The sequence below is a fragment of the Saccharopolyspora sp. NPDC002578 genome, assembly GCF_053592695.1.
Genome location: NZ_JBSFWJ010000090.1, coordinates 1 through 17,855, shown reverse-complemented (window position 1 = coordinate 17,855; position 17,855 = coordinate 1). Strand labels below are relative to the sequence as shown.

Here is a 17,855-nt window from a genome sequence, read left to right as displayed (position 1 = left end):
CTTGCTGTGGTGCAGCTCGTTGATCTCACCCGAGATCGCGGGCTCCAGCGCCGCGTAGTCGTAATCCAACTCGGGCAGCACGTACTGAGCCATTGAGCGTCTCCCTGTGCGCGTATCGCTGACAGTCCCTAGCAATGGCAAATCTAGTAGCAACTGTCCGGCCGCCGCAGTCCGGGCGGGGTTGATCTCAATCACCGGGACCGAAGGCCCGCGCACAGGGGTTTTCGCGCCTCACTCCACGGGCCAGTCGTGCACCGGTTCGCCGGCGTCGGTGAGTTCCACGTAGCGCCGCAGCATTCCCGTCAGCGCCGCCTGCCGGTCGTGGCCGCGCTGCTCCAGCCGCGCCACCACGTCCCGCTGCCACGACGAGCCGGTCTGCTTGCGCAGGCAGCGCGCTTCGATGACGCCGAGCGTGTGCTCCCGCGCCGCGTCGGAGACCCCGCACAGCCGCAAGCCCTCGTGCGCCATCGGCAGCAGGCGGCGCAGCACCAGCTCATCCGGGGTGATCCAGCCCGCGCCCGGCCAGTACAGGTGCGAGTCCATGCCGTGCCGGGCGCCGGTGTAGAAGTTCTCCTCCGCCGCGGCGAACGACATCTGAGTCCACACTGGACGGTCCTGTTCGGTCAGCGCGCGCTGCACGCCGTAGAAGAACGCGGCGTTGGCCATCACGTCCGGCACGCTCGGTCCCGACGGGAGCACCCGGTTCTCCACCCGCAGGTGCGGAACGCCGTCCACCAGGTCGTACACCGGGCGGTTCCACCGCCAGATGGTGCCGTTGTGCAGCCGCAGCTCCGCCAGCGTCGGCGCCCGCCCGGCCTGCAGCGCGGCCACCGGGTCCTCCTCCTCCGGTTCCGGCAGCAGGGCGGGGAAGTAGCGGACGTTCTCCTCGAACAGGTCGAAGATCGAGGTGATCCAGCGTTCCCCGAACCACACCCGCGGGCGCACGCCCTGGTTCTTGAGCTCCTGCGGCCGGGTGTCGGTGGCCTGCTGGAACAGCGGCACCCGCGTCTCGTGCCAGAGCGCTTTGCCGAGCAGGAACGGGGAGTTCGCGCCGATCGCCAGCTGCACTCCGGCCAGGCATTGTGCGGCGTTCCAATGCGCGGCGAAGTCCTCGGGTGCCACTTGCAGATGCAGTTGCACTGATGTGCACGCGGATTCGGGAACGATGGAGTCCGCGTAGCACCGGAGCTGTTCCGGGCCGCCGTCGCCGAGCGGGGCGCCCTCCATGTCCAGCAGCATCTCCTCGCCCTTGGCGGTGAAGATCTGCTCGTTGAGCTGCGAGTACCGCGGGTTGTGCGACAACCAGCCCGGGTCGAAGTGCCCGCGCTGCAACGTGGGCAGCGTGCCGATCAGCACCAGCTTCGCGTTCGCGTCCTGCGCCTTGCCGTCCGCGCGCAGCAGCGCCTTGCGCAGCTCGTGCTCCAGCTCCAGCGCGCCGTCCCCGGCGAGCGCGCGGGGCAGCACGTTGAGCTCGATGTTGTGCTGGCCCAACTCGGTGGTGAAGGAAGGATCGTTGATCTTCTCCAGCACCACCGAGTTCGACATCGACGGCTCCATCCGCTCGTCGACGAGGCTCAGCTCCATCTCCAGCCCCATCTGCTGGTGCGGGAAGGAGAAGTTGCCCTCGGCGAGCATCCGCGCCAACGCGTCGAGGCCGCGCTGCATCTTGTCTCGATAGCGTTGCCGGTCCACAGGAGTGAAAGCCCGACTGGTCACGTGCTTCCCCATGCCGTCTCCCTGCTCGGTCGGCCAGCACGCCGGCTAGGTGGACACCAACCGTGACACATCGGTACCCGGCGGACCAGCGTCCAAAACGGTGTTCGAGCGAGCACTCGAATACCGCACTTGACCAGCGGGAAAAGTGACTTTCCAGACCTCAGTCGGAGGCCGTGGTGAGCCTCTCCAGCTCCGCTCCGGTCAGCTCCAGCTCGGCCGCTACCAGCAGCGCCGTGAGCTGATCGGTGTTGCGGGCGCTGGCGATCGGGGCCGCGATCGACGGGCGGGCGCGCAGCCAGGCCAGCGCCACCGACGCCTCCGGCACTCCACGCAGCGTTGCGATCTCCTCCAATGCGGTGAGGATCTTGACACCCCGCTCGTCCAGATAACTACGCGCGGCATCCGCGCGCGGGCTGTCGGAGAACGTGTCGCCCGGCCGGTACTTGCCGGTGAGGAATCCCTTCGCCAGCGCGAAGTACGGCAGCACCGGCAGCTTCTCCCGCGCCACCAGCTCGGCCAGATCGGTCTCGTACTCGGCGCGCTCGACGAGGTTGTAGTGCGGCTGCACCGCCTGGAAGCGGGCGAGGCCCTCGCGGTCGGAGGCCGCCAGCGCCGACGTCAGCCGGTCACCGGTGAAGTTCGAGGCCGCGAGGTGGCGCACCTTGCCCTCGCGCACCAGGCCGTCGAACGCCGCCATCGTCTCGGCCTGCGGCACCGACTCGTCGTCCTCGTGCGCGTAGTACAGGTCGATGTGGTCGACGCCGAGGCGCCGCAGCGAATCCTCGGCGGCGGCGCGGATGTTGTCGGGGGACAGGCCGCGGCGGCCCGGCAGCTTCGCGACCTTGGTGGCGATGACGACCTGGCCGCGGTTGCCGCGAGCCCGCAGCCACTCGCCGATGATCGTCTCGGACTCGCCGCCGGAATTGCCGGGCGCGGAGGCCATGTAGAGGTCGGCGGTGTCGATGAAGTTGCCGCCCGCGGCGACGTACGCGTCGAGCACGGCGAACGAGTCGTCGCGGTCGGCGGTCCAGCCGAAGACGTTGCCGCCCAGGCAGATCGGGTGGACGTCGAGGTCGGTGGTGCCCAGTGGGGCCATGGAAACCCTGCCTTCGGTCGTCGTGTCCTCACCGGGCGCGTGCCCGGCCCGCACCTCCCGGAGCTCTCACCGGAGCGGGGTGCGGCGTGCGGTCGGAGGTCGGCGGCACAGCCGTGCCGGAGCCGGGCGTGATCGCGACTCCGGGCCGCACGATATTTCCTCGCCCGCGCGCGTCGTCCACCTGCGTGGGGTGCACGACGCGCGCGCGGCGGACCACGAGGTCAGCGGTCGGAACCGGTCCGGTCCGGCTCCGCCGGGGCCGCGGCCGGGGTGCCGTGGCGAACCTCGGCGGAGCTGGCGACGACCTCCGTGCGATTGAGCCCGCGCCGCCCCAGCGTCAGGAACATGGCGGTCGCGGCCACCACGACGCCGAACATCACCAGCGCCATCGGCACCGCGGACCCCGTGCCGCCCAGCCCGACCAGCGGCGCGGCCAGCGCGCCGACGATGAACTGGCACACGCCCAGCAGCGCCGACGCGCTCCCGGAGACCTCGCGGTTGTCGGCCAGCGCCAGCATCGTCGTGTTCGGCATGACGAAGCCCAGCGCCGAGACCATCACGAACAGCGCTCCCAGCAGGAACGGCAGCGGCAGGTCCAGCACCGCCGCCGACAGCAGCACCGCGCCCGCCACCGAGGAGGTCAGCAGCGCGCCCACCAGCAGCTGCGCCTCCGAAGCCACCCGGCCGACCAGCCGCGCGTTGACCTGCCCGGCCAGCACCAGGCCGATCGCGTTCGCCCCGAACGCGATGCTGTAGGTCTGCGGCGACATCGCGTAGATGTTCTGCAGCACGAACGACGAACCGGAGATGTAGGCGAACATCGCCGCCATGCCCAGGCCGCCGGTCAGCGCGTTGCCCAGGAACGACGGTGCCGCCAGCAGCGAACCGAACGTCCGGAAGGTGCTGCCCAGGTTCGCGGGCTGACGCCACTGCTTCGGCTTCGTCTCCGGCAGCAGGAACGCCGCGACCAGCAGCAGCAGCGTGCCGAACGCGGTCAGCACGACGAACACGCCGCGCCACGTGGTGTGCGCCAGGATCTGCCCGCCGGCGACCGGCGCCAAGATCGGCGCCAGCCCGGTCACCAGCATCAGCGACGAGAAGAACCGGGCGGCCTCCACACCGGAGTACAGGTCGCGGACCGCCGCTCGGGCGATCACCATGCCCGCCGCGGCGCCCGCGCCCTGCAACAGCCGCAGGCCCGCCAGCGCGTAGATCGACCCGGACAGCGCGCACAGCACCGACGCGACGATGTACACGGCGAGCCCGACCAGCAGCGGGCGCCGCCTGCCGACGGAGTCGCTGATCGGCCCGGCGACCAGCTGGCCCAGCGCGAGGCCGAGCAGGACCGCCGTCAGCGTCAGCTGCGCCTGCGACTCGGTGGCCCCCAGCTCCGTGGTCAGCTGCGGCAGCGCAGGTAGGTACATGTCGATGGACAGCGGCCCGAAAGCCGTCAGCCCACCGAGGATGAGCGCGAATTTGGTCTTGCTCCCCAACCGGCGCTGGGCCCCATCGATCGTGGTGTCCTCGGCGGTGGACATGGGTCTCCTCATCGGGTTGCCACCGGACGTGCTGCGGCCCGGCGGAATCGGTGCGAGTGCGGTCGGTGGTGGGCGCCCCCCGGCACGCCACCTGCGAACCGCCTCACCGCGTCGCGATCGCTCGCGGGCGAGCCGGACGCCTCAGAGTTCCGGGCGTCGCCCGGGCCTCCGGAACGAGACGGGCGACGACGACAGTTTGCTCTCTGCAACTAACAATGTGGGAGTCCCCGTTATGCCCAGCGCCCACACCCGACCGTTGTGAGCTCGATCATCACGGGCCGCGGCCCGGCAAGATCGCGACACCGTTCCGGCCGGGGCGATGCGGAATGCCAAAATGCACGCGTGGCACGCGTGCACGAGGTGACCGACGTCGACGACCCGAGGGTCGACGACTTCCGGGACCTCGCCACCGCCGACCGCCGCCCGGACCGCCCCGGTGGCCGCGGCCTGGTCATCGCCGAAGGCACCGTGGTCGTCGAACGACTGCTCGACTCCCCGTACCCGGTGCGCGCGCTGCTCGGCGTCCGCAAGCGCCTCGACGCGCTCGCCGACCACCTCACCGGCGTCGACGTGCCCGCGTACGAGGTGTCCGCGGACGTGATGAGCCGGATCGTCGGCTTCCACCTCAACCGCGGCGTGCTCGCCGTCGCCGACCGCGCCCACACCGTCGACGCCGACGAGCTGATCAGCGGCTCCCGCAGGCTCGCGGTGCTCGAAGGGGTCGGCGACCACGAGAACCTGGGCGCGCTGTTCCGCAACGCCGCCGCGCTCGGCATCGACGGGATCCTGCTCGGCGGGGGCTGCGCGGACCCGCTTTACCGGCGCAGCATCCGGGTGTCCATGGGTCACGTGCTGCGCGTCCCGTTCGCGCACCTCCACGCCTGGCCCGGCGGGCTGCGGACGCTCACCGAGCACGGCTACCGGATCGCCGCGCTCACGCCGCGCGCCACGGCCGCCTCGCTGCGGGACGCCGGGCTCGACCAGGGCCGCGTCGCGGTGCTGCTCGGCTCGGAAGGGCCCGGCCTGGCGGAGGACACCATCTCCGCCGCGGACCTGCCGGTGCGCATCCCGATGAACCCCGAAGTGGACTCGCTCAACGTCGCCACCGCCGGTGCGATCGTGTTCCACGCGATGAGCGGAGCACGATGACCCGAGCAGCGCAGCGCTCGCGGTGGGAACTGCGGGTGCGCCGAGGACGCGCCGTGCTCGTCAACCGAGCCGCGACCGAGGATCAGGAGCGGCGAGCCGTCCACGAGTACGACCCGGCGCGGCTCGCACTGCCCTCGACGCTGGTGGAAGACCTGCACGAGTGGGCGCACGTGGTGCACACGGTGCCGCCGGACCAGGACATCTCCGGCGAGACCTCCGCGGTCCTGATGTCGCGCCGCGGCCGTCAGCTCGCGGCGCGGCTCGCCGCCGAGACCGGCGGCGAGGTCGGTTACTGGGACCCCTCCCGCGGCCGGATGAGCCGGGTCCGCCGGGCGGCACCCGCCGACGGACCGCCGGAACCGGTGCCGTGGGCCACCGGGATCACGATCAGCGTGGTGATCGCCGCGATCGTGACGGTCTCGCTGGTGGTGGTCAGCCGCGGCCTGGCCGAGGTGAGCCTGGTGCTGGCGCTGCTGGTCAACGCCGTCGTGGTCGGCGGCTTCGCCCCGTCGATCTGGCTGGGCAGGCGAGTCCCCGTCTGGCGCTGGGTCGCCTTCGGAGCAGCAGCCGGAGTCCTCTTAGCCTGGATTGCACTGCTTCTCTCGCTGCTCGGCTGATCGACGAGAGCCTGCCTCTGATCGTGTCGTCCAGGTGAGCAGGCTCTTCGTCTTGTCTTGTCAGCGGCGGAGCCGCTGAGCAGTGACCAGCTTGAGCAAGCCGACCACCGGCGGGTTCTCAGGTGTCTTCTCGCGAGGACAGCTTTTTCCCTCGTGGCGGAGCCACTTGGGAAAAAGATCCCGCAGCGAGAAGACACCTGAGGTTCCGCTACCCGCCCCACTCAACAAGCCGAATTCGAGGTCGCCTCACGCGAGCGGGATGTCTTCGCCGTGCTGGTCTGCTGGGCGGGGGCCGAACCAGCGGCGTTCGGCGGCGGTGATGCGGACGTCGTTGATGCTGGCTTCGCGGCGGCGCATCAGGCCGGTGCCGGTGAACTCCCACAGCTCGTTGCCGTAGCTGCGCCACCACTGGCCGTCGTGATCGCGGCACTCGTACTGGAACCGGACCGCGATGCGATCACCGGTGAAGCTCCACAGGCTCTTGCGCAGCGCGTAGTCCAGTTCGCGCTCCCACTTGGCGGTGAGGAACGCGACGATCTCCTCGCGGCCGGTGACGAAGGTGTCCCGGTTCCGCCAGACCGAATCCGGCGTGTACGCGAGGCTGACCCGGTGCGGATCGCGGGTGTTCCAGGCGTCCTCGGCGGCCTGGACCTTCCGCGCCGCCGTCTCCTCGTCGAAGGGCGGGAACGGCGGACGGGGCTCGGACATGGCGATCTCCTCCAGGCTGTCGCGGCGGTCGAGCGCGCACACGCGAAAGGCCCCTCCGGACGGCACCACCGTCGGCGAAGGGGCCTCGCGCACGTGCGTCAACGGTGGGAGCGCACTCCCAGCAGGACGTCCTCCCAGGACGGGACCATCGGGTGGTTCTTGCGCCTGCGCGCCGGTTCGGTCTTGCGCGCGGCCTCGTCCTCCACCGCTTCCAGGTCGTCCTCACCGGCCTGCTCGGCCAGCGGTGCCGACTGCTCCGGTTCCGGTTCGGACGGCGCGGGAGTCGGTTCGAGGTCCAGGGACGGGATCACCGGGCTCGCCTGCTTCGGCGGCGCCGGCGGAGGCGGGGTGGCGGCCTCGTCCTCGACCGCTTCCTCCTCGGACTCGTCCAGTTCCAGGGCCTCGCGGGCCAGCGCCGTCACCGGCCGGACCGTCCGCAGCGGGCGGTTCGGCGACGGGTCCAGCAGGTCCACCGCGTGGTCGTCGAGCGGCGCGACGGTGCCGCCGTGCGCACCCGGGTGGAACACCCAGTGCGCGTGGTTCTCGGAACGACCGGCCTGCCAGTGCAGCCGGACGACCCACTTGCCGTCCTCGCCGCGCCACGCGTCCCAGTTCGCGTCGGTGAAGTCGTGCCCGCGCATCCCGAAGGTGTGCGCGACGACCTCGCCGAGGGTCTGCACGTCGGGGCCGTCCTCGCGGACGGGGTGGGCGCGCTGCGAGCGCTCGGCGATCTGCGCGCGCTCCAGCAGCACCGGGTAGGCGTAGCGCTCCACCCGCTGCTCCGGGATGCCGGCGGCGGTGGCGACGTCCTCGACCGAGGCGCCCGCGCGCACCCGGGCCTGGATCTCGCGGGGGCGCATCTGCGCCTCCATCTCGATCTGCACCTGGCCGAGACGGGTCAGGTCACCGCGCGCGGCGGCACGTAGCCGTTCGTCGGCGGGCACCGAAAAACGGTCGCCGTTCTCGGGGTCTTCACAGATGACGGTCTCACCGTCCTCATCAAGCCCGACAACCCGCAGCGCGCGCATACGCCAGCCTCCCCGGTCGTTGTCACCAAGCTGTGACCGTAACCCGGCGTGCCCTCTTGACGGAGGAGCCACGCCGGGTTCGGTGTCGCTTCGTGACCATCCTCTCCCTACCCGATCTTGCCTGAATAGCGGTCGACATGCGAACACTTGGCGAAATCCGACCACTATTCCGATCACAGCAAGTGATCAACAGCCAGTTCGGGTGACACGGATGTGCCGGTCGCCATGGTGCGCGGGCGACCTCGTGAGACAGGCGCGCCGCGCTCAGGAAAGCTGAGAGACCACCCAGTCGATGGACTTCGTCAGCGCCGTGACGTCGTCCGGCTCGATCGCGGGGAAGGTGCCGACCCGCAGCTGGTTGCGGCCCAGCTTGCGGTACGGCTCGGTGTCCACGATGCCGTTCGCGCGCAGCGCCTTGGCGATCGCGGCGGCGTCGATCGAGTCGTCGAAGTCGAGCGTGACCACGACCTGCGAGCGCTTCGCCGGGTCCTGCACGAACGGCGTGGCATAGCTGGAGGCCTCCGCCCACTGGTACAGCCGCTGCGAGGACTCGCGGGTCCGCGCCGAGCACCAGTCCAGGCCGCCCTGGGAGTTCATCCAGTCGATCTGGTCGGCGAGCAGGAACAACGTCGCCACCGAGGGCGTGTTGTAGGTCTGGTCCTTGCGGGAGTTGTCCAGCGCGGTCGGCAGCGACAGGAACTCCGGCACCCAGCGGTCCGAAGTGCCGATCTCGCCGATCCGCTCGATCGCGGCCGGGCTCATCGCGGCGAGCCACAGCCCGCCGTCGGAGGCGAAGGACTTCTGCGGCGCGAAGTAGTAGACGTCCACGTCGGCGGCGTTGAACGGGAGCCCGCCCGCGCCCGAGGTCGCGTCGACCGCGATCAGCGCCTGCTCCGAACCCGCGGGGCGGGTCGGCGGCACCATCACGCCGGTGGAGGTCTCGTTGTGCGCCCAGCCGATCAGGTCGACGCTCGGGTCGGAGACCGGAGCCGGGGCGTCACCGGGGTCGGCGGACACGACGACCGGGTCGGCCAGGAACGGCGCGCCCTTGGTGGCCTTGGCGAACTTCTGGGAGAACTCGCCGTAGGTCAGGTGCAGCGACTTCTCCCGCACCAGGCCGAACGTCGCGGCGTCCCAGAACGCGGTGGTGCCGCCGACGCCGAGCACGACCTCGTAGCCCTCGGGCAGCGAGAACAGCTGGCCCAAGCCTTCGCGGACCCGTCCGACCAGTGCCTTGACCGGCTTCTGCCGGTGCGAGGTGCCCATCACGGCGGCGCCGTCGGAGGCGAGCCGGGCGAGCTGCTCGTCGCGGACCTTCGACGGGCCGCAGCCGAAGCGGCCGTCGGACGGGCTGAGCTCGCTGGGCAGCTTCAAGGTGGTCGGGTCGGTTTCGGCCTGCGTCATTCCGGCGCCTCCGGGTGTTGTCGAGTCGGCTTGTCGCACGGGTGCCCCGCTCCCGGGGAACGCCTGCGTGGGGACGATGGGGTTCGGCGGACCCCCGGTCGCCTCGGTGACCGGCGCCGTTGCCGGTTCAGGGCTCGGTGCGTGTTGCGGCTACGGGTCGGAAAGGTGAATTTCCGGGTGCGCCGCAGGTGCCTGAGCCGCTTGGCAACTTACTGCGCGGGAGGCGCTTTGGCCAGCAACCGGACCTTCAGGTGATCGAAACTAGGCCGTGTGACCAGGCATTTCAGGCATCGGTGCGGCCGGGTGCGCCGCAGCACTTCTTGTACTTGCGCTCCGATCCGCACCAGCACGCAGCGTTGCGCTCCGGCGGCCAGCTGCGCCATTCGCCGCGCAGGAGCAGATCGGTCCGGTACTGCTCCAGGGAGCCCGCGGCACCGGTGGGCAGGTCGACCTCGGCGCAGAACGCGGCGTAGCCGTCGGCGGAGCCGTCCACGACGGTCGCGCGCTTGCCGTCGCGGTCGGCGAGCAGCATCTCGCGCTGCAGTTCCAGCAGGTGCGCGTCGTGGTCCTGGGGGAGGGGCAGCTCCGGTTCGCGGCTGCGGAGTTCGGCGAGGGCGTCGGCCGGCCAGTGCAGCACGACCACGTCGTGCCGGTCCGCGACCTCCTTGAAGAACGCCTCGGAGAGGTCCCGGTCGAACGCCGCGTCGGAGATCATGTCCAGCGCGCGGTCGAGGTCGTCGGGCTGCTCGCCGAGACCGGTGCGGATCTCGCGCCGCATGCGCAGCAGCTCCACGCCCGGGTCGTCGACGCCGAGATCGGCATCGGGGTCGGTCACGTCCGGGATCAGGCGGCCGATGCCGATGTGGAGCCAGCGCAACGCCGCCGCCGTGTCCCCGGCGTGCTGGTAGGCGGTGGAGGCGGCGATGTAGGTGTGCTCGCGGGCGGTGAGATCGTCCATGAGCTCGTTGAGCAGCGCGTCGGCTTCGGCGCGTTGGCCGCGCCGCATCAGCATCTCGGCGTAGGTGGCGCGCGGGTCGAACAGCGAATCACCGGAGTCGGCGTCGATCGCGGCCAGCAGCGCGGCGCGTTCCCGATCCGGTTCGTGCGCGTTGCGCCAGTAGCTCGCGGCTTCGACCAGGTCATCGGTGCGTTCGCCGCTGTGCTCGGCGTCCGCTTCGAGTTCCTCGGCCCGCGCGATGGCGGCCTCGCGGCTGCTGTCCCCGCTCATGCCGCCACTGTACCGAGATCGATACGCGTAGTGACAGGGCGCCGCCGCTCCGTCACGGAGCGTTCCCGCGGGCTCGTGCGGAGGGCGAACTCCGCACGAGCCCCGCGCGGCCGGAGGGCGGGATCAGACCGCGACCGGCAGGAACTTGACCGAGTCCCAGCCCTCGACGTGCTGCGGCGAGCGCGGCTCCGGGCCGACGTACTGCGCGGACGGGCGCACCAGGCGGCCGGTGCGCTGCTGCTCCAGCACGTGGGCGGACCAGCCCGCGGTGCGGGCGCAGGTGAACATCGCGGGCATCATCTCGGTCGGCACCTGGGCGAAGTCCAGGATCACCGCCGCCCAGAACTCCACGTTCGTCTCGATCGGCCGGTCCGGGCGCCGCTCGCGCAGCACCGACAGCGCGGCGCGCTCCAGCTCGGCGGCGGCCTCGTAGCGCGGAGCGGAGAGCTGCTCGCAGGTGTTGCGCAGCACCCGCGCCCGCGGGTCCTCCGCGCGGTACACGCGGTGGCCGAAGCCCATCAGCCGCTCGCCGCGGTCCAGGATGGACTCGACGACCCCGCGGGCGTCGCCGGTGCGCTCGGCCTCGGCCAGCATCGGCAGCACCCGCGCCGGAGCGCCGCCGTGCAGCGGACCGGACATGGCGCCGACCGCGCCGGAGAGGCTGGCCGCCACGTCGGCGCCGGTGGAGGCGATGACGCGGGCGGTGAAGGTGGAGGCGTTGAGGCCGTGCTCGGCCGCCGACACCCAGTAGGCGTCCAGCGCCTGCACGTGGGCCGGGTCGGGTTCGCCGCGCCAGCGGGTGAGGAACGCTTCGGTGAGGGTCGCGGCCTCGGCGACGCGTGCCGCCGGCACGGCGGGCAGGTCGGTGCCGCGAGCGGACTGGGCCACGTAGGACAGTCCGAGCGTCGTGGTCAGCGCGAGCTGGTCGCGGGCGGTGTCCTCGGTGATGTCCAGCAGCGGCTCGAACCCGTGCGCGGGCGCGAGCATCGCGATCGCGGCCTGCGCGTCGGCGCGCACGTCGCCGGTGCGCACCGGCAGCTCGGCGGTTCCGGCGTCCGGCAGGCCCCGGCCGAAGCGGCCGTCGACCAGCAGTTGCCACACGTCGCCGAAGGAGACCTTGCCCGCCAGGTCCTCGATGTCGACGCCGCGGTAGCGCAGCGCGCCGCCGTCCCGATCGGGTTCGGCGATCTCGGTCTGGAACGCGACGACGCCTTCCAGGCCGGGGCGGAAGTCGGAGCCGCCTGTGCTGGTGCCCATGATTGCCTCGTCTCCTCGTTGAGTCGTTCGGATGGCCGGGCGCGCTGCGGCGCTCGGCGGGACGTGGCGGGGTGCATGAGCACGAATGCGATCGGTCGCAGCCTGTGCTGTGCCGGTAACACTGCACCCGGCGCGCGGGCGGAGGCAATCGGTGCGGACGGTCCCGATGGCGAAGATCACACGGCCTCCGGTGCGGGACGGTTGTGACAATCCCGCGAAAAGGGTGTTAACCAGGATCAATTCCCGCGCTGATCGGCACTCGGCGTTCGGGTGACCGTGCTACAGAGGTGTCATGCACCTTGCCCCGCACGAGCGAGACAAGCTCCTCGTCCACCTGGCCGCGCGGCTCGCGCGGGAACGCCTGGACCGGGGCCTGCGGCTGAACCACCCGGAAGCGGTCGCGCTGATCACCGATCACGTCGTGGAGGGCGCGCGGGACGGGCGCGGCGTCGCCGAGCTGATGCGCTCCGGGCGCGACGTGCTCCGCGCCGACCAGGTGCTCGACGGCGTGCCGGAGATGCTGCACGACGTGCAGGTCGAGGCCACCTTCCCCGACGGCACCAAGCTGGTCACCGTCCACGACCCGATCTCGTAGGGGCGTTCCGCGCTGGTGGTCGGCTCCTCGACGTGGGCCGTGCGGGCACGGCCCCGCGGTCGGGGCCCGAGTCGTTCTCGATGAGCAGGGAGGCGTCATGCCGGATCCCGTGATCCCGGGAGAGGTGCTGCCCGGTGCCGAGCCGGTGCCGCTGAACCCGGGCCGCCCACGCGTGCGGCTGGTCGTGGTGAACACCGCGGACCGGGCCGTGCAGGTCGGCTCGCACTACCACTTCTCCGCGGCCAACTCCGGTCTGTCGTTCGACCGGGAGGCCGCGTGGGGGCACCGGCTGGACGTGCCCGCGGGCACCGCGGTGCGGTTCGAACCCGGCGTGGACCGGGAGGTCGACCTGGTGCCGATCGGCGGCGCGCGGATCGTGCGCGGGCTGCGCAAGGAGTACGCGGGGGAGCTGGACGCGCGCGACGCCGCGCCCGGCGATCCCGGCTACGGCGCGGTGGGGGAGGGCAACGCGTGAGCACTCCGTCCGTGGACCGCGCCCGCTACGTGGAGCTGTTCGGGCCCACCACCGGCGACCGGATCCGGCTCGCCGACACGAATCTGCTGGTGGAGGTCACCGAGGACCGCAGCACGGGGCCCGCCGGATCAGGCGAGGAAGCCGTGTTCGGCGGCGGCAAGGTGATCCGCGAGTCGATGGGCCAATCCGCGGCCACCCACGCCGAAGGCACCCCGGACCTGGTGATCACCGGAGTCGTGGTGCTGGACCACTGGGGCGTGGTCAAGGCCGACGTGGGCGTGCGCGACGGGCGCATCGTCGGCATCGGCAAAGCGGGCAACCCGGACATCACCGACGGGGTGGATCCGGCGCTGGTCATCGGGCCGTCCACGGAGGTCGTGGGCGGCGGCGGCAAGATCCTCACCGCCGGCGGGGTGGACTGCCACGTGCACTTCATCTGCCCGCAGGAGATCGACACCGCCATCGCCTCCGGGCTCACCACGCTCATCGGCGGCGGCACCGGCCCGGTCGAGGGCAGCAAGGCCACCACGGTCACGCCGGGCGCGTGGAACCTCGGCCGGATGCTCACCGCGCTGGAGCAGGCGCCGGTGAACCTGCTGCTGCTCGGCAAGGGCAACACCGTGCGCGGCGACGCCCTCGACGAGCAGCTGCGAGCCGGGGCGGGCGGGCTGAAGCTGCACGAGGACTGGGGCTGCACGCCCGCGGTGATCGACGCCGCGCTGCGCTGCGCCGAACGCTCCGGGGTGCAGGTGGCGATCCACACCGACACGCTCAACGAGACCGGATTCCTGGAGTCCACGCTCGCGGCGATCAACGGCCGCTCCATCAACGCCTACCACGCCGAAGGCGCCGGCGGCGGGCACGCGCCGGACATCATCCGGGTCGCCGCCGCCGCGAACGTGCTGCCGTCCTCGACGAACCCGACCCGGCCGCACACGGTGAACACCATCGACGAGCACCTCGACATGCTGATGGTGTGCCACCACCTGAATCCGGCGGTGCCGGAGGACCTGGCGTTCGCGGAGAGCCGGATCCGGCCGAGCACCATCGCCGCCGAGGACGTGCTGCACGACCTCGGCGCCATCTCCATGATCAGCTCGGACGCGCAGGCGATGGGGCGCATCGGCGAAGTGATCGTGCGGACCTGGCAGACGGCGCACGTGATGAAGGACCGGCGCGGCCCGCTGCCCGGCGACGGCGCCGCCGACAACCTGCGCGCCCAGCGCTACCTCGCGAAGTACACGATCAACCCGGCGCGGGCGCACGGCATCGACCACCTGGTGGGCTCGGTCGAAGTGGGCAAGCTCGCCGACCTCGTGCTGTGGGAACCGAAGTTCTTCGGCGTCCGGCCGGACGTGGTGTTCAAGGGCGGCTTCCCCGCGTGGGCGCAGATGGGTGACGCGAACGCCTCGATCCCCACGCCGCAGCCCGTGCTCGGGCGCCCCATGTTCGGTGCGGCGGGCCGGGCCGCCGCTCGCGCCGGTGTGCACTTCGTGGCGCCGGAGGCCGTGGACTCCGGGCTCGGCGACCGGCTCGGGCTGGAGCGGGAACTCGTCGCGGTGCGCGGCACGCGGCAGGTGACGAAGGCGTCGATGCTGCTCAACGACGCCACCCCGGACATCGAGGTGGACCCGGACAGCTTCGCGGTGCGCATCGACGGTGATCTGGTGGAACCGCAGCCGGTGCGCGAACTCCCCATGGCCCAGCGGTACTTCCTGTTCTGACCTGATCGGAGGCGGCGGATGACGGGACTCGCGGTGCTGGCGCTCGCCGACGCGCGGTTCCCCGGCGGCGGCCACGTGCACTCCGGCGGTGTGGAGGAGGCCGCCGCGCGCGGACTGCTCACCGACGTGCCGAGCCTGCGCGAGTTCCTGCACGGCAGGCTGCGCGGCGCGGGCGCGGTGCAGGCGGTGTTCGCCGCCGCCGCGGCCCACGCCGCGCACCGCGCCGTTCCCCGCGGGCACTGGGCGGTGCTGGACGCGGAGCTCGACGCGCGCACCCCCTCCCCGGCCCAGCGCGCGGCCTCCCGCGCGCAAGGGCGGGGCACCGTGCGGTCCGGGACGGTGGCGTGGCCGTCGGCGGTGCTGGACGACCTGATCGCCGCGACCCCGCGCCCGCACCACCCGATCGTGCTGGGCGTGCTGGCGGCCACCGCCGGAGCCGCGCCCCGCGAAGCGGCGCTGGCCGCCGGGTACCTCGCCATCAGCGGACCGTCCTCGGCGGGCGTGCGGCTGCTGGGCCTGGACCCGATGGCCGTGAACGCCGTCGTCGCCGACTTCGCCGCCGACCTCGCCGGCATCGCCGACACCGCGGCGTCGACCGCCGGGGCCGACCCGGCCGACCTGCCCGCGCCGGGCTCGCCCGCGCTGGACCTGCTCGCCGAATCGCACGACCGCCACCACCAGGAAGAGGTGCGTCTCTTTGCCTCCTGACCACGGCCACGGGCACACCCACGAGGTCGACTTCGACCCGGCCTCCGCCGGACCCGACCCGCACGCCGCGGTGAGCCGCCTCGGCCGGCCGTTCCGGCTCGGCATCGGCGGCCCCGTCGGCAGCGGAAAGACCGCGCTCACCGCCGCGCTGTGCCGGGCGCTCGGAGCCGAAGTGCGGCTCGCGGTGGTCACCAACGACATCTACACCAGCGAGGACGCCGACTTCCTGCGCTCCGCCGGGGTGCTCGACCCGGACCGCGTCGAGGCCGTGCAGACCGGGGCGTGCCCGCACACCGCGATCCGCGACGACATCACCGCGAACCTCGACGCGGTGGAACGCCTCGAACACCGGCACCCGGGACTGGAACTGGTCATCGTGGAAAGCGGCGGGGACAACCTCACCGCCGTGTTCAGCCGCGGCCTCGCCGACGACCAGATCTTCGTCGTGGACGTCGCGGGCGGGGACAAGGTGCCGCGCAAGGGCGGCCCCGGCGTCACCACCGCCGACCTGCTCGTGATCAACAAGGTGGACCTGGCCGAGCGCGTCGGCGCCGACATGGCGGTGATGCTCGCCGACGCGCACCGGATGCGCGGCGAGCTGCCGGTGATCGCGCAATCGCTCACCGAGACCCCGAACGCCCCGGACGTCTCCGCCTGGGTCCGGGCGCGGCTCGGCGGTCCCGACCAGGACCCCCGGTGAGGCGGGGCTCGCGGTGAAGGCCTCGGCGGTGCTGCGGGTGGAGCTCGACGCGCGCGGCCGCAGCGTCGTGCGGGAACTGCGCTGCGCGGCCCCGCTGACGCTGGTGCACCGGCGCGCGGCCGTCGCAGGCGCGGACGGGGCGATCGTGCACCTGGTGAGCTCGGCGGCCGCCCCGCTCGGCGGGGACGAACTGCGGCTGCGCGTCCACATCGGACCCGGCGCGCGGCTGCAGCTGCGCGGCACCGCCGCCACCGTCGCGCTGCCCGGCCGGTGCGGCGGAGCCAGCAGCGCCGACGTGCGGATGGAGATCGGCGCCGGCGGCAGCGTGGACTACCGGCCCGGAACGACCGTCGTGACCGCCCGCGCCGAGCACCGCGCCGCGTTCCGCGCCGACCTCGCCGCCGACGCCCGGCTGCGCTGCCGCGAAGTGCTCGTGCTCGGCAGGCACGGCGAACCATCCGGAGAGCTGCGCACCACCACCGACCTCGTGCGCGACGGCGTGCCGCTGCTGCGCCAGCACCTCGACCTCGGGCCCGGACGGCTCGCGGACAGCGCCGGTCACCTCGCGGGCGCCCGCGTGCTCGGCACCGAAACCCTGCTCGGCGGCACCGATCCGGCCACCCCGAGCAGCGGCCCGTGGTGGTCCCTGGTGCCGCTGCCCGCCGGGGGAGCGCTCGCGACCGCGCTCGCCGCCGACGTCGTCACCGCGCGGCGCAGACTCACCCGAGCACTCCAACACCACCCGGAAGCAGCAGTGCAACCCCCGGAAGCGTCGGATGACAACCCGGACGGCGACATCGCGGTCAGCGCGCCCGCACGGAACCGGACGAACCGGCCCTGAACCTGCTGCCATTCGAGTGTGCTCGCCGTCACTGCATCGTTTGCGGGATCGATCGTGACGTTTCGACCGGTTCGGCGTGCGTTCCCAAGCCGTTTACCGTCATAGCGGTGCCCGTGGCGCACCGCGGTTGCCGCGCCGACCGGTTCGGCTCGTATCCTCCGGCGCCGCCGATCAACAGGCACACCAGTCGGGTCAGGGAGGAAATGACGGATGTCCGAAAGCACCGTGAGCACCGGCACTTTGTCGTCCATGCGGGTGTCCTACGAGGCTGGCTCCCTGCAGGAGGGCCTGCTCGCCGACACCTGGCACGAACAGCTGCGGATCTGGTTCGACGAGGCCGTCCGGTCGGAGGTGCCGGAGCCCAACGCGATGGTGCTCGCGACGGCGGACGCCGACGGATTCCCCTCCTCGCGCACCGTGCTGTGCAAAGGATTCGACGAACGCGGGGTGGTCTTCTTCACCAACTACACCTCGTCGAAGAGCCACGACCTCACCGCGACCCGCGTCGCCGCCGCGACCTTCCCGTGGCTCACGCTGCAACGCCAGGTCAACGTGCGCGGCACCGTCGAGAAGGTCAGCAGCGACGAGACCGCCGAATACTGGGCGGTGCGCCCGCGCGGCTCCCAGCTCGGCGCGTGGGCCTCGCCGCAATCCCGCGTCGTGACCGGGCGCGACGCGCTGCAGTCCTCGCTCAACGGCATCGAACGCCGCTTCGCCGACGCCGAGAAGGTGCCGGTGCCGCCGCACTGGGGCGGCTGGCGGATCAGGCCCGAAGCCGTGGAGTTCTGGCAAGGGCGGCCCGACAGGCTGCACGACCGGCTCCGCTTCCGCCGCAACGACGAACGCTGGTCCGTGGAGCGGTTGGCTCCGTGAGCCGCGGTTGTGGAGCCGGGTTCGGCTTGGCGTGTGGCGTCGGGTTTTAAGGCCTTCCCCGGTTTGGGCGTGTGGTTGCTGTGGTGCGTGGAATGCCGGGTTCACTGAGTGCTTCCACGGCTCGTTCTGCTTTGGTGGTCGCTTAGCGGAACCTCAGCGGCTTCCTCGCTGCGGGATCTTTTTCCCGAGTGGCTCCGC

At 72.0% G+C, this 17,855-nt stretch carries 16 protein-coding genes and 2 pseudogenes; 9 read left to right on the top strand and 9 right to left on the bottom strand.

Annotated features, from left to right (window positions below):
- The 4 genes and pseudogenes from ACWD38_RS27395 to ACWD38_RS27380 form a co-directional block, all read right to left on the bottom strand.
- Window positions 1-93 (bottom strand): annotated as a pseudogene (locus ACWD38_RS27395) (superoxide dismutase); the annotation flags it as partial.
- Window positions 94-231: 138 nt separating this feature from the next.
- On the bottom strand, window positions 232-1,728 hold the full coding sequence (locus ACWD38_RS27390) for a glutamate-cysteine ligase family protein (RefSeq protein WP_450125214.1): 1,497 nt from the start codon (window positions 1,726-1,728) through the stop codon (window positions 232-234).
- A gap of 148 nt (window positions 1,729-1,876) precedes the next feature.
- Complete coding sequence (locus ACWD38_RS27385; protein WP_450125213.1) at window positions 1,877-2,812, bottom strand: aldo/keto reductase; 936 nt, start codon at window positions 2,810-2,812, stop codon at window positions 1,877-1,879.
- A gap of 221 nt (window positions 2,813-3,033) precedes the next feature.
- On the bottom strand, window positions 3,034-4,350 hold the full coding sequence (locus ACWD38_RS27380; RefSeq protein WP_450125212.1) for a multidrug effflux MFS transporter: 1,317 nt from the start codon (window positions 4,348-4,350) through the stop codon (window positions 3,034-3,036).
- 342 nt (window positions 4,351-4,692) lie between these two features.
- Between ACWD38_RS27380 and ACWD38_RS27375 the strand changes: the two genes are divergently transcribed.
- A complete protein-coding gene (locus tag ACWD38_RS27375) occupies window positions 4,693-5,499 on the top strand; it encodes a TrmH family RNA methyltransferase (RefSeq protein ID WP_450125211.1) in 807 nt (268 codons plus the stop codon).
- Entirely contained in the window at window positions 5,496-6,116 is a 621-nt protein-coding gene (locus ACWD38_RS27370; RefSeq protein ID WP_450125210.1) for a DUF2537 domain-containing protein, read from the top strand. The genes ACWD38_RS27375 and ACWD38_RS27370 overlap by 4 nt, the downstream gene beginning before the upstream one ends.
- Window positions 6,117-6,362: 246 nt before the next feature.
- Here the strand turns inward: ACWD38_RS27370 and ACWD38_RS27365 are convergent, their stop codons facing one another.
- From ACWD38_RS27365 to ACWD38_RS27345, 5 genes are all read right to left on the bottom strand, one after another.
- Window positions 6,363-6,824, bottom strand: a complete 462-nt coding sequence (locus ACWD38_RS27365) for a nuclear transport factor 2 family protein (RefSeq protein ID WP_184483207.1) — start codon at window positions 6,822-6,824, stop codon at window positions 6,363-6,365.
- Between the two features lie 98 nt (window positions 6,825-6,922).
- Window positions 6,923-7,852: a septation protein SepH gene (gene sepH, locus ACWD38_RS27360; RefSeq protein WP_184483205.1), complete on the bottom strand. Its 930-nt coding sequence runs from the start codon at window positions 7,850-7,852 to the stop codon at window positions 6,923-6,925.
- Window positions 7,853-8,116: 264 nt separating this feature from the next.
- Complete coding sequence (gene serC, locus ACWD38_RS27355) at window positions 8,117-9,256, bottom strand: phosphoserine transaminase (protein WP_450125209.1); 1,140 nt, start codon at window positions 9,254-9,256, stop codon at window positions 8,117-8,119.
- 283 nt (window positions 9,257-9,539) lie between these two features.
- On the bottom strand, window positions 9,540-10,484 hold the full coding sequence (locus ACWD38_RS27350) for an SEC-C metal-binding domain-containing protein (protein ID WP_450125208.1): 945 nt from the start codon (window positions 10,482-10,484) through the stop codon (window positions 9,540-9,542).
- 123 nt (window positions 10,485-10,607) lie between these two features.
- A complete protein-coding gene (locus ACWD38_RS27345; protein WP_184483199.1) occupies window positions 10,608-11,741 on the bottom strand; it encodes a citrate synthase 2 in 1,134 nt (377 codons plus the stop codon).
- Window positions 11,742-12,033: 292 nt separating this feature from the next.
- Between ACWD38_RS27345 and ACWD38_RS27340 the strand changes: the two genes are divergently transcribed.
- The 7 genes and pseudogenes from ACWD38_RS27340 to pdxH all read left to right on the top strand — a co-directional run bounded on the left by ACWD38_RS27340 (window position 12,034) and on the right by pdxH (window position 17,657).
- Entirely contained in the window at window positions 12,034-12,336 is a 303-nt protein-coding gene (locus ACWD38_RS27340) for an urease subunit gamma (protein WP_184483197.1), read from the top strand.
- 109 nt (window positions 12,337-12,445) lie between these two features.
- A complete protein-coding gene (locus ACWD38_RS27335) occupies window positions 12,446-12,811 on the top strand; it encodes an urease subunit beta (protein ID WP_450125215.1) in 366 nt (121 codons plus the stop codon).
- Complete coding sequence (locus tag ACWD38_RS27330; RefSeq protein ID WP_450125207.1) at window positions 12,808-14,535, top strand: urease subunit alpha; 1,728 nt, start codon at window positions 12,808-12,810, stop codon at window positions 14,533-14,535. Before ACWD38_RS27335 ends, ACWD38_RS27330 begins: the two co-directional genes overlap by 4 nt.
- Window positions 14,536-14,553: 18 nt before the next feature.
- Complete coding sequence (locus ACWD38_RS27325; protein ID WP_450125206.1) at window positions 14,554-15,243, top strand: urease accessory protein UreF; 690 nt, start codon at window positions 14,554-14,556, stop codon at window positions 15,241-15,243.
- Window positions 15,233-15,943 (top strand): urease accessory protein UreG, encoded by a 711-nt coding sequence (gene ureG / locus ACWD38_RS27320; protein ID WP_450125205.1) that lies wholly within the window; start codon window positions 15,233-15,235, stop codon window positions 15,941-15,943. Before ACWD38_RS27325 ends, ureG begins: the two co-directional genes overlap by 11 nt.
- A gap of 13 nt (window positions 15,944-15,956) precedes the next feature.
- Window positions 15,957-16,694: pseudogene (locus ACWD38_RS27315) on the top strand (urease accessory protein UreD); the annotation flags it as partial.
- 300 nt (window positions 16,695-16,994) lie between these two features.
- Complete coding sequence (gene pdxH / locus ACWD38_RS27310; protein ID WP_184483187.1) at window positions 16,995-17,657, top strand: pyridoxamine 5'-phosphate oxidase; 663 nt, start codon at window positions 16,995-16,997, stop codon at window positions 17,655-17,657.
- Window positions 17,658-17,855 lie beyond the last annotated feature (198 nt).

Coding starts and splice junctions, on each gene's coding strand:
- pdxH (WP_184483187.1), top strand. CDS start 16,995: ATGTCCGAAAGCACCGTGAGCACCGGCACTTTGTCGTCCATGCGGGTG.
- ACWD38_RS27385 (WP_450125213.1), bottom strand. CDS start 2,812: ATGGCCCCACTGGGCACCACCGACCTCGACGTCCACCCGATCTGCCTG.
- ACWD38_RS27370 (WP_450125210.1), top strand. CDS start 5,496: ATGACCCGAGCAGCGCAGCGCTCGCGGTGGGAACTGCGGGTGCGCCGA.
- ACWD38_RS27345 (WP_184483199.1), bottom strand. CDS start 11,741: ATGGGCACCAGCACAGGCGGCTCCGACTTCCGCCCCGGCCTGGAAGGC.
- ACWD38_RS27350 (WP_450125208.1), bottom strand. CDS start 10,484: ATGAGCGGGGACAGCAGCCGCGAGGCCGCCATCGCGCGGGCCGAGGAA.
- ACWD38_RS27380 (WP_450125212.1), bottom strand. CDS start 4,350: ATGTCCACCGCCGAGGACACCACGATCGATGGGGCCCAGCGCCGGTTG.
- ACWD38_RS27365 (WP_184483207.1), bottom strand. CDS start 6,824: ATGTCCGAGCCCCGTCCGCCGTTCCCGCCCTTCGACGAGGAGACGGCG.
- ACWD38_RS27340 (WP_184483197.1), top strand. CDS start 12,034: ATGCACCTTGCCCCGCACGAGCGAGACAAGCTCCTCGTCCACCTGGCC.
- serC (WP_450125209.1), bottom strand. CDS start 9,256: ATGACGCAGGCCGAAACCGACCCGACCACCTTGAAGCTGCCCAGCGAG.
- ACWD38_RS27390 (WP_450125214.1), bottom strand. CDS start 1,728: ATGGGGAAGCACGTGACCAGTCGGGCTTTCACTCCTGTGGACCGGCAA.
- ACWD38_RS27325 (WP_450125206.1), top strand. CDS start 14,554: ATGACGGGACTCGCGGTGCTGGCGCTCGCCGACGCGCGGTTCCCCGGC.
- sepH (WP_184483205.1), bottom strand. CDS start 7,852: ATGCGCGCGCTGCGGGTTGTCGGGCTTGATGAGGACGGTGAGACCGTC.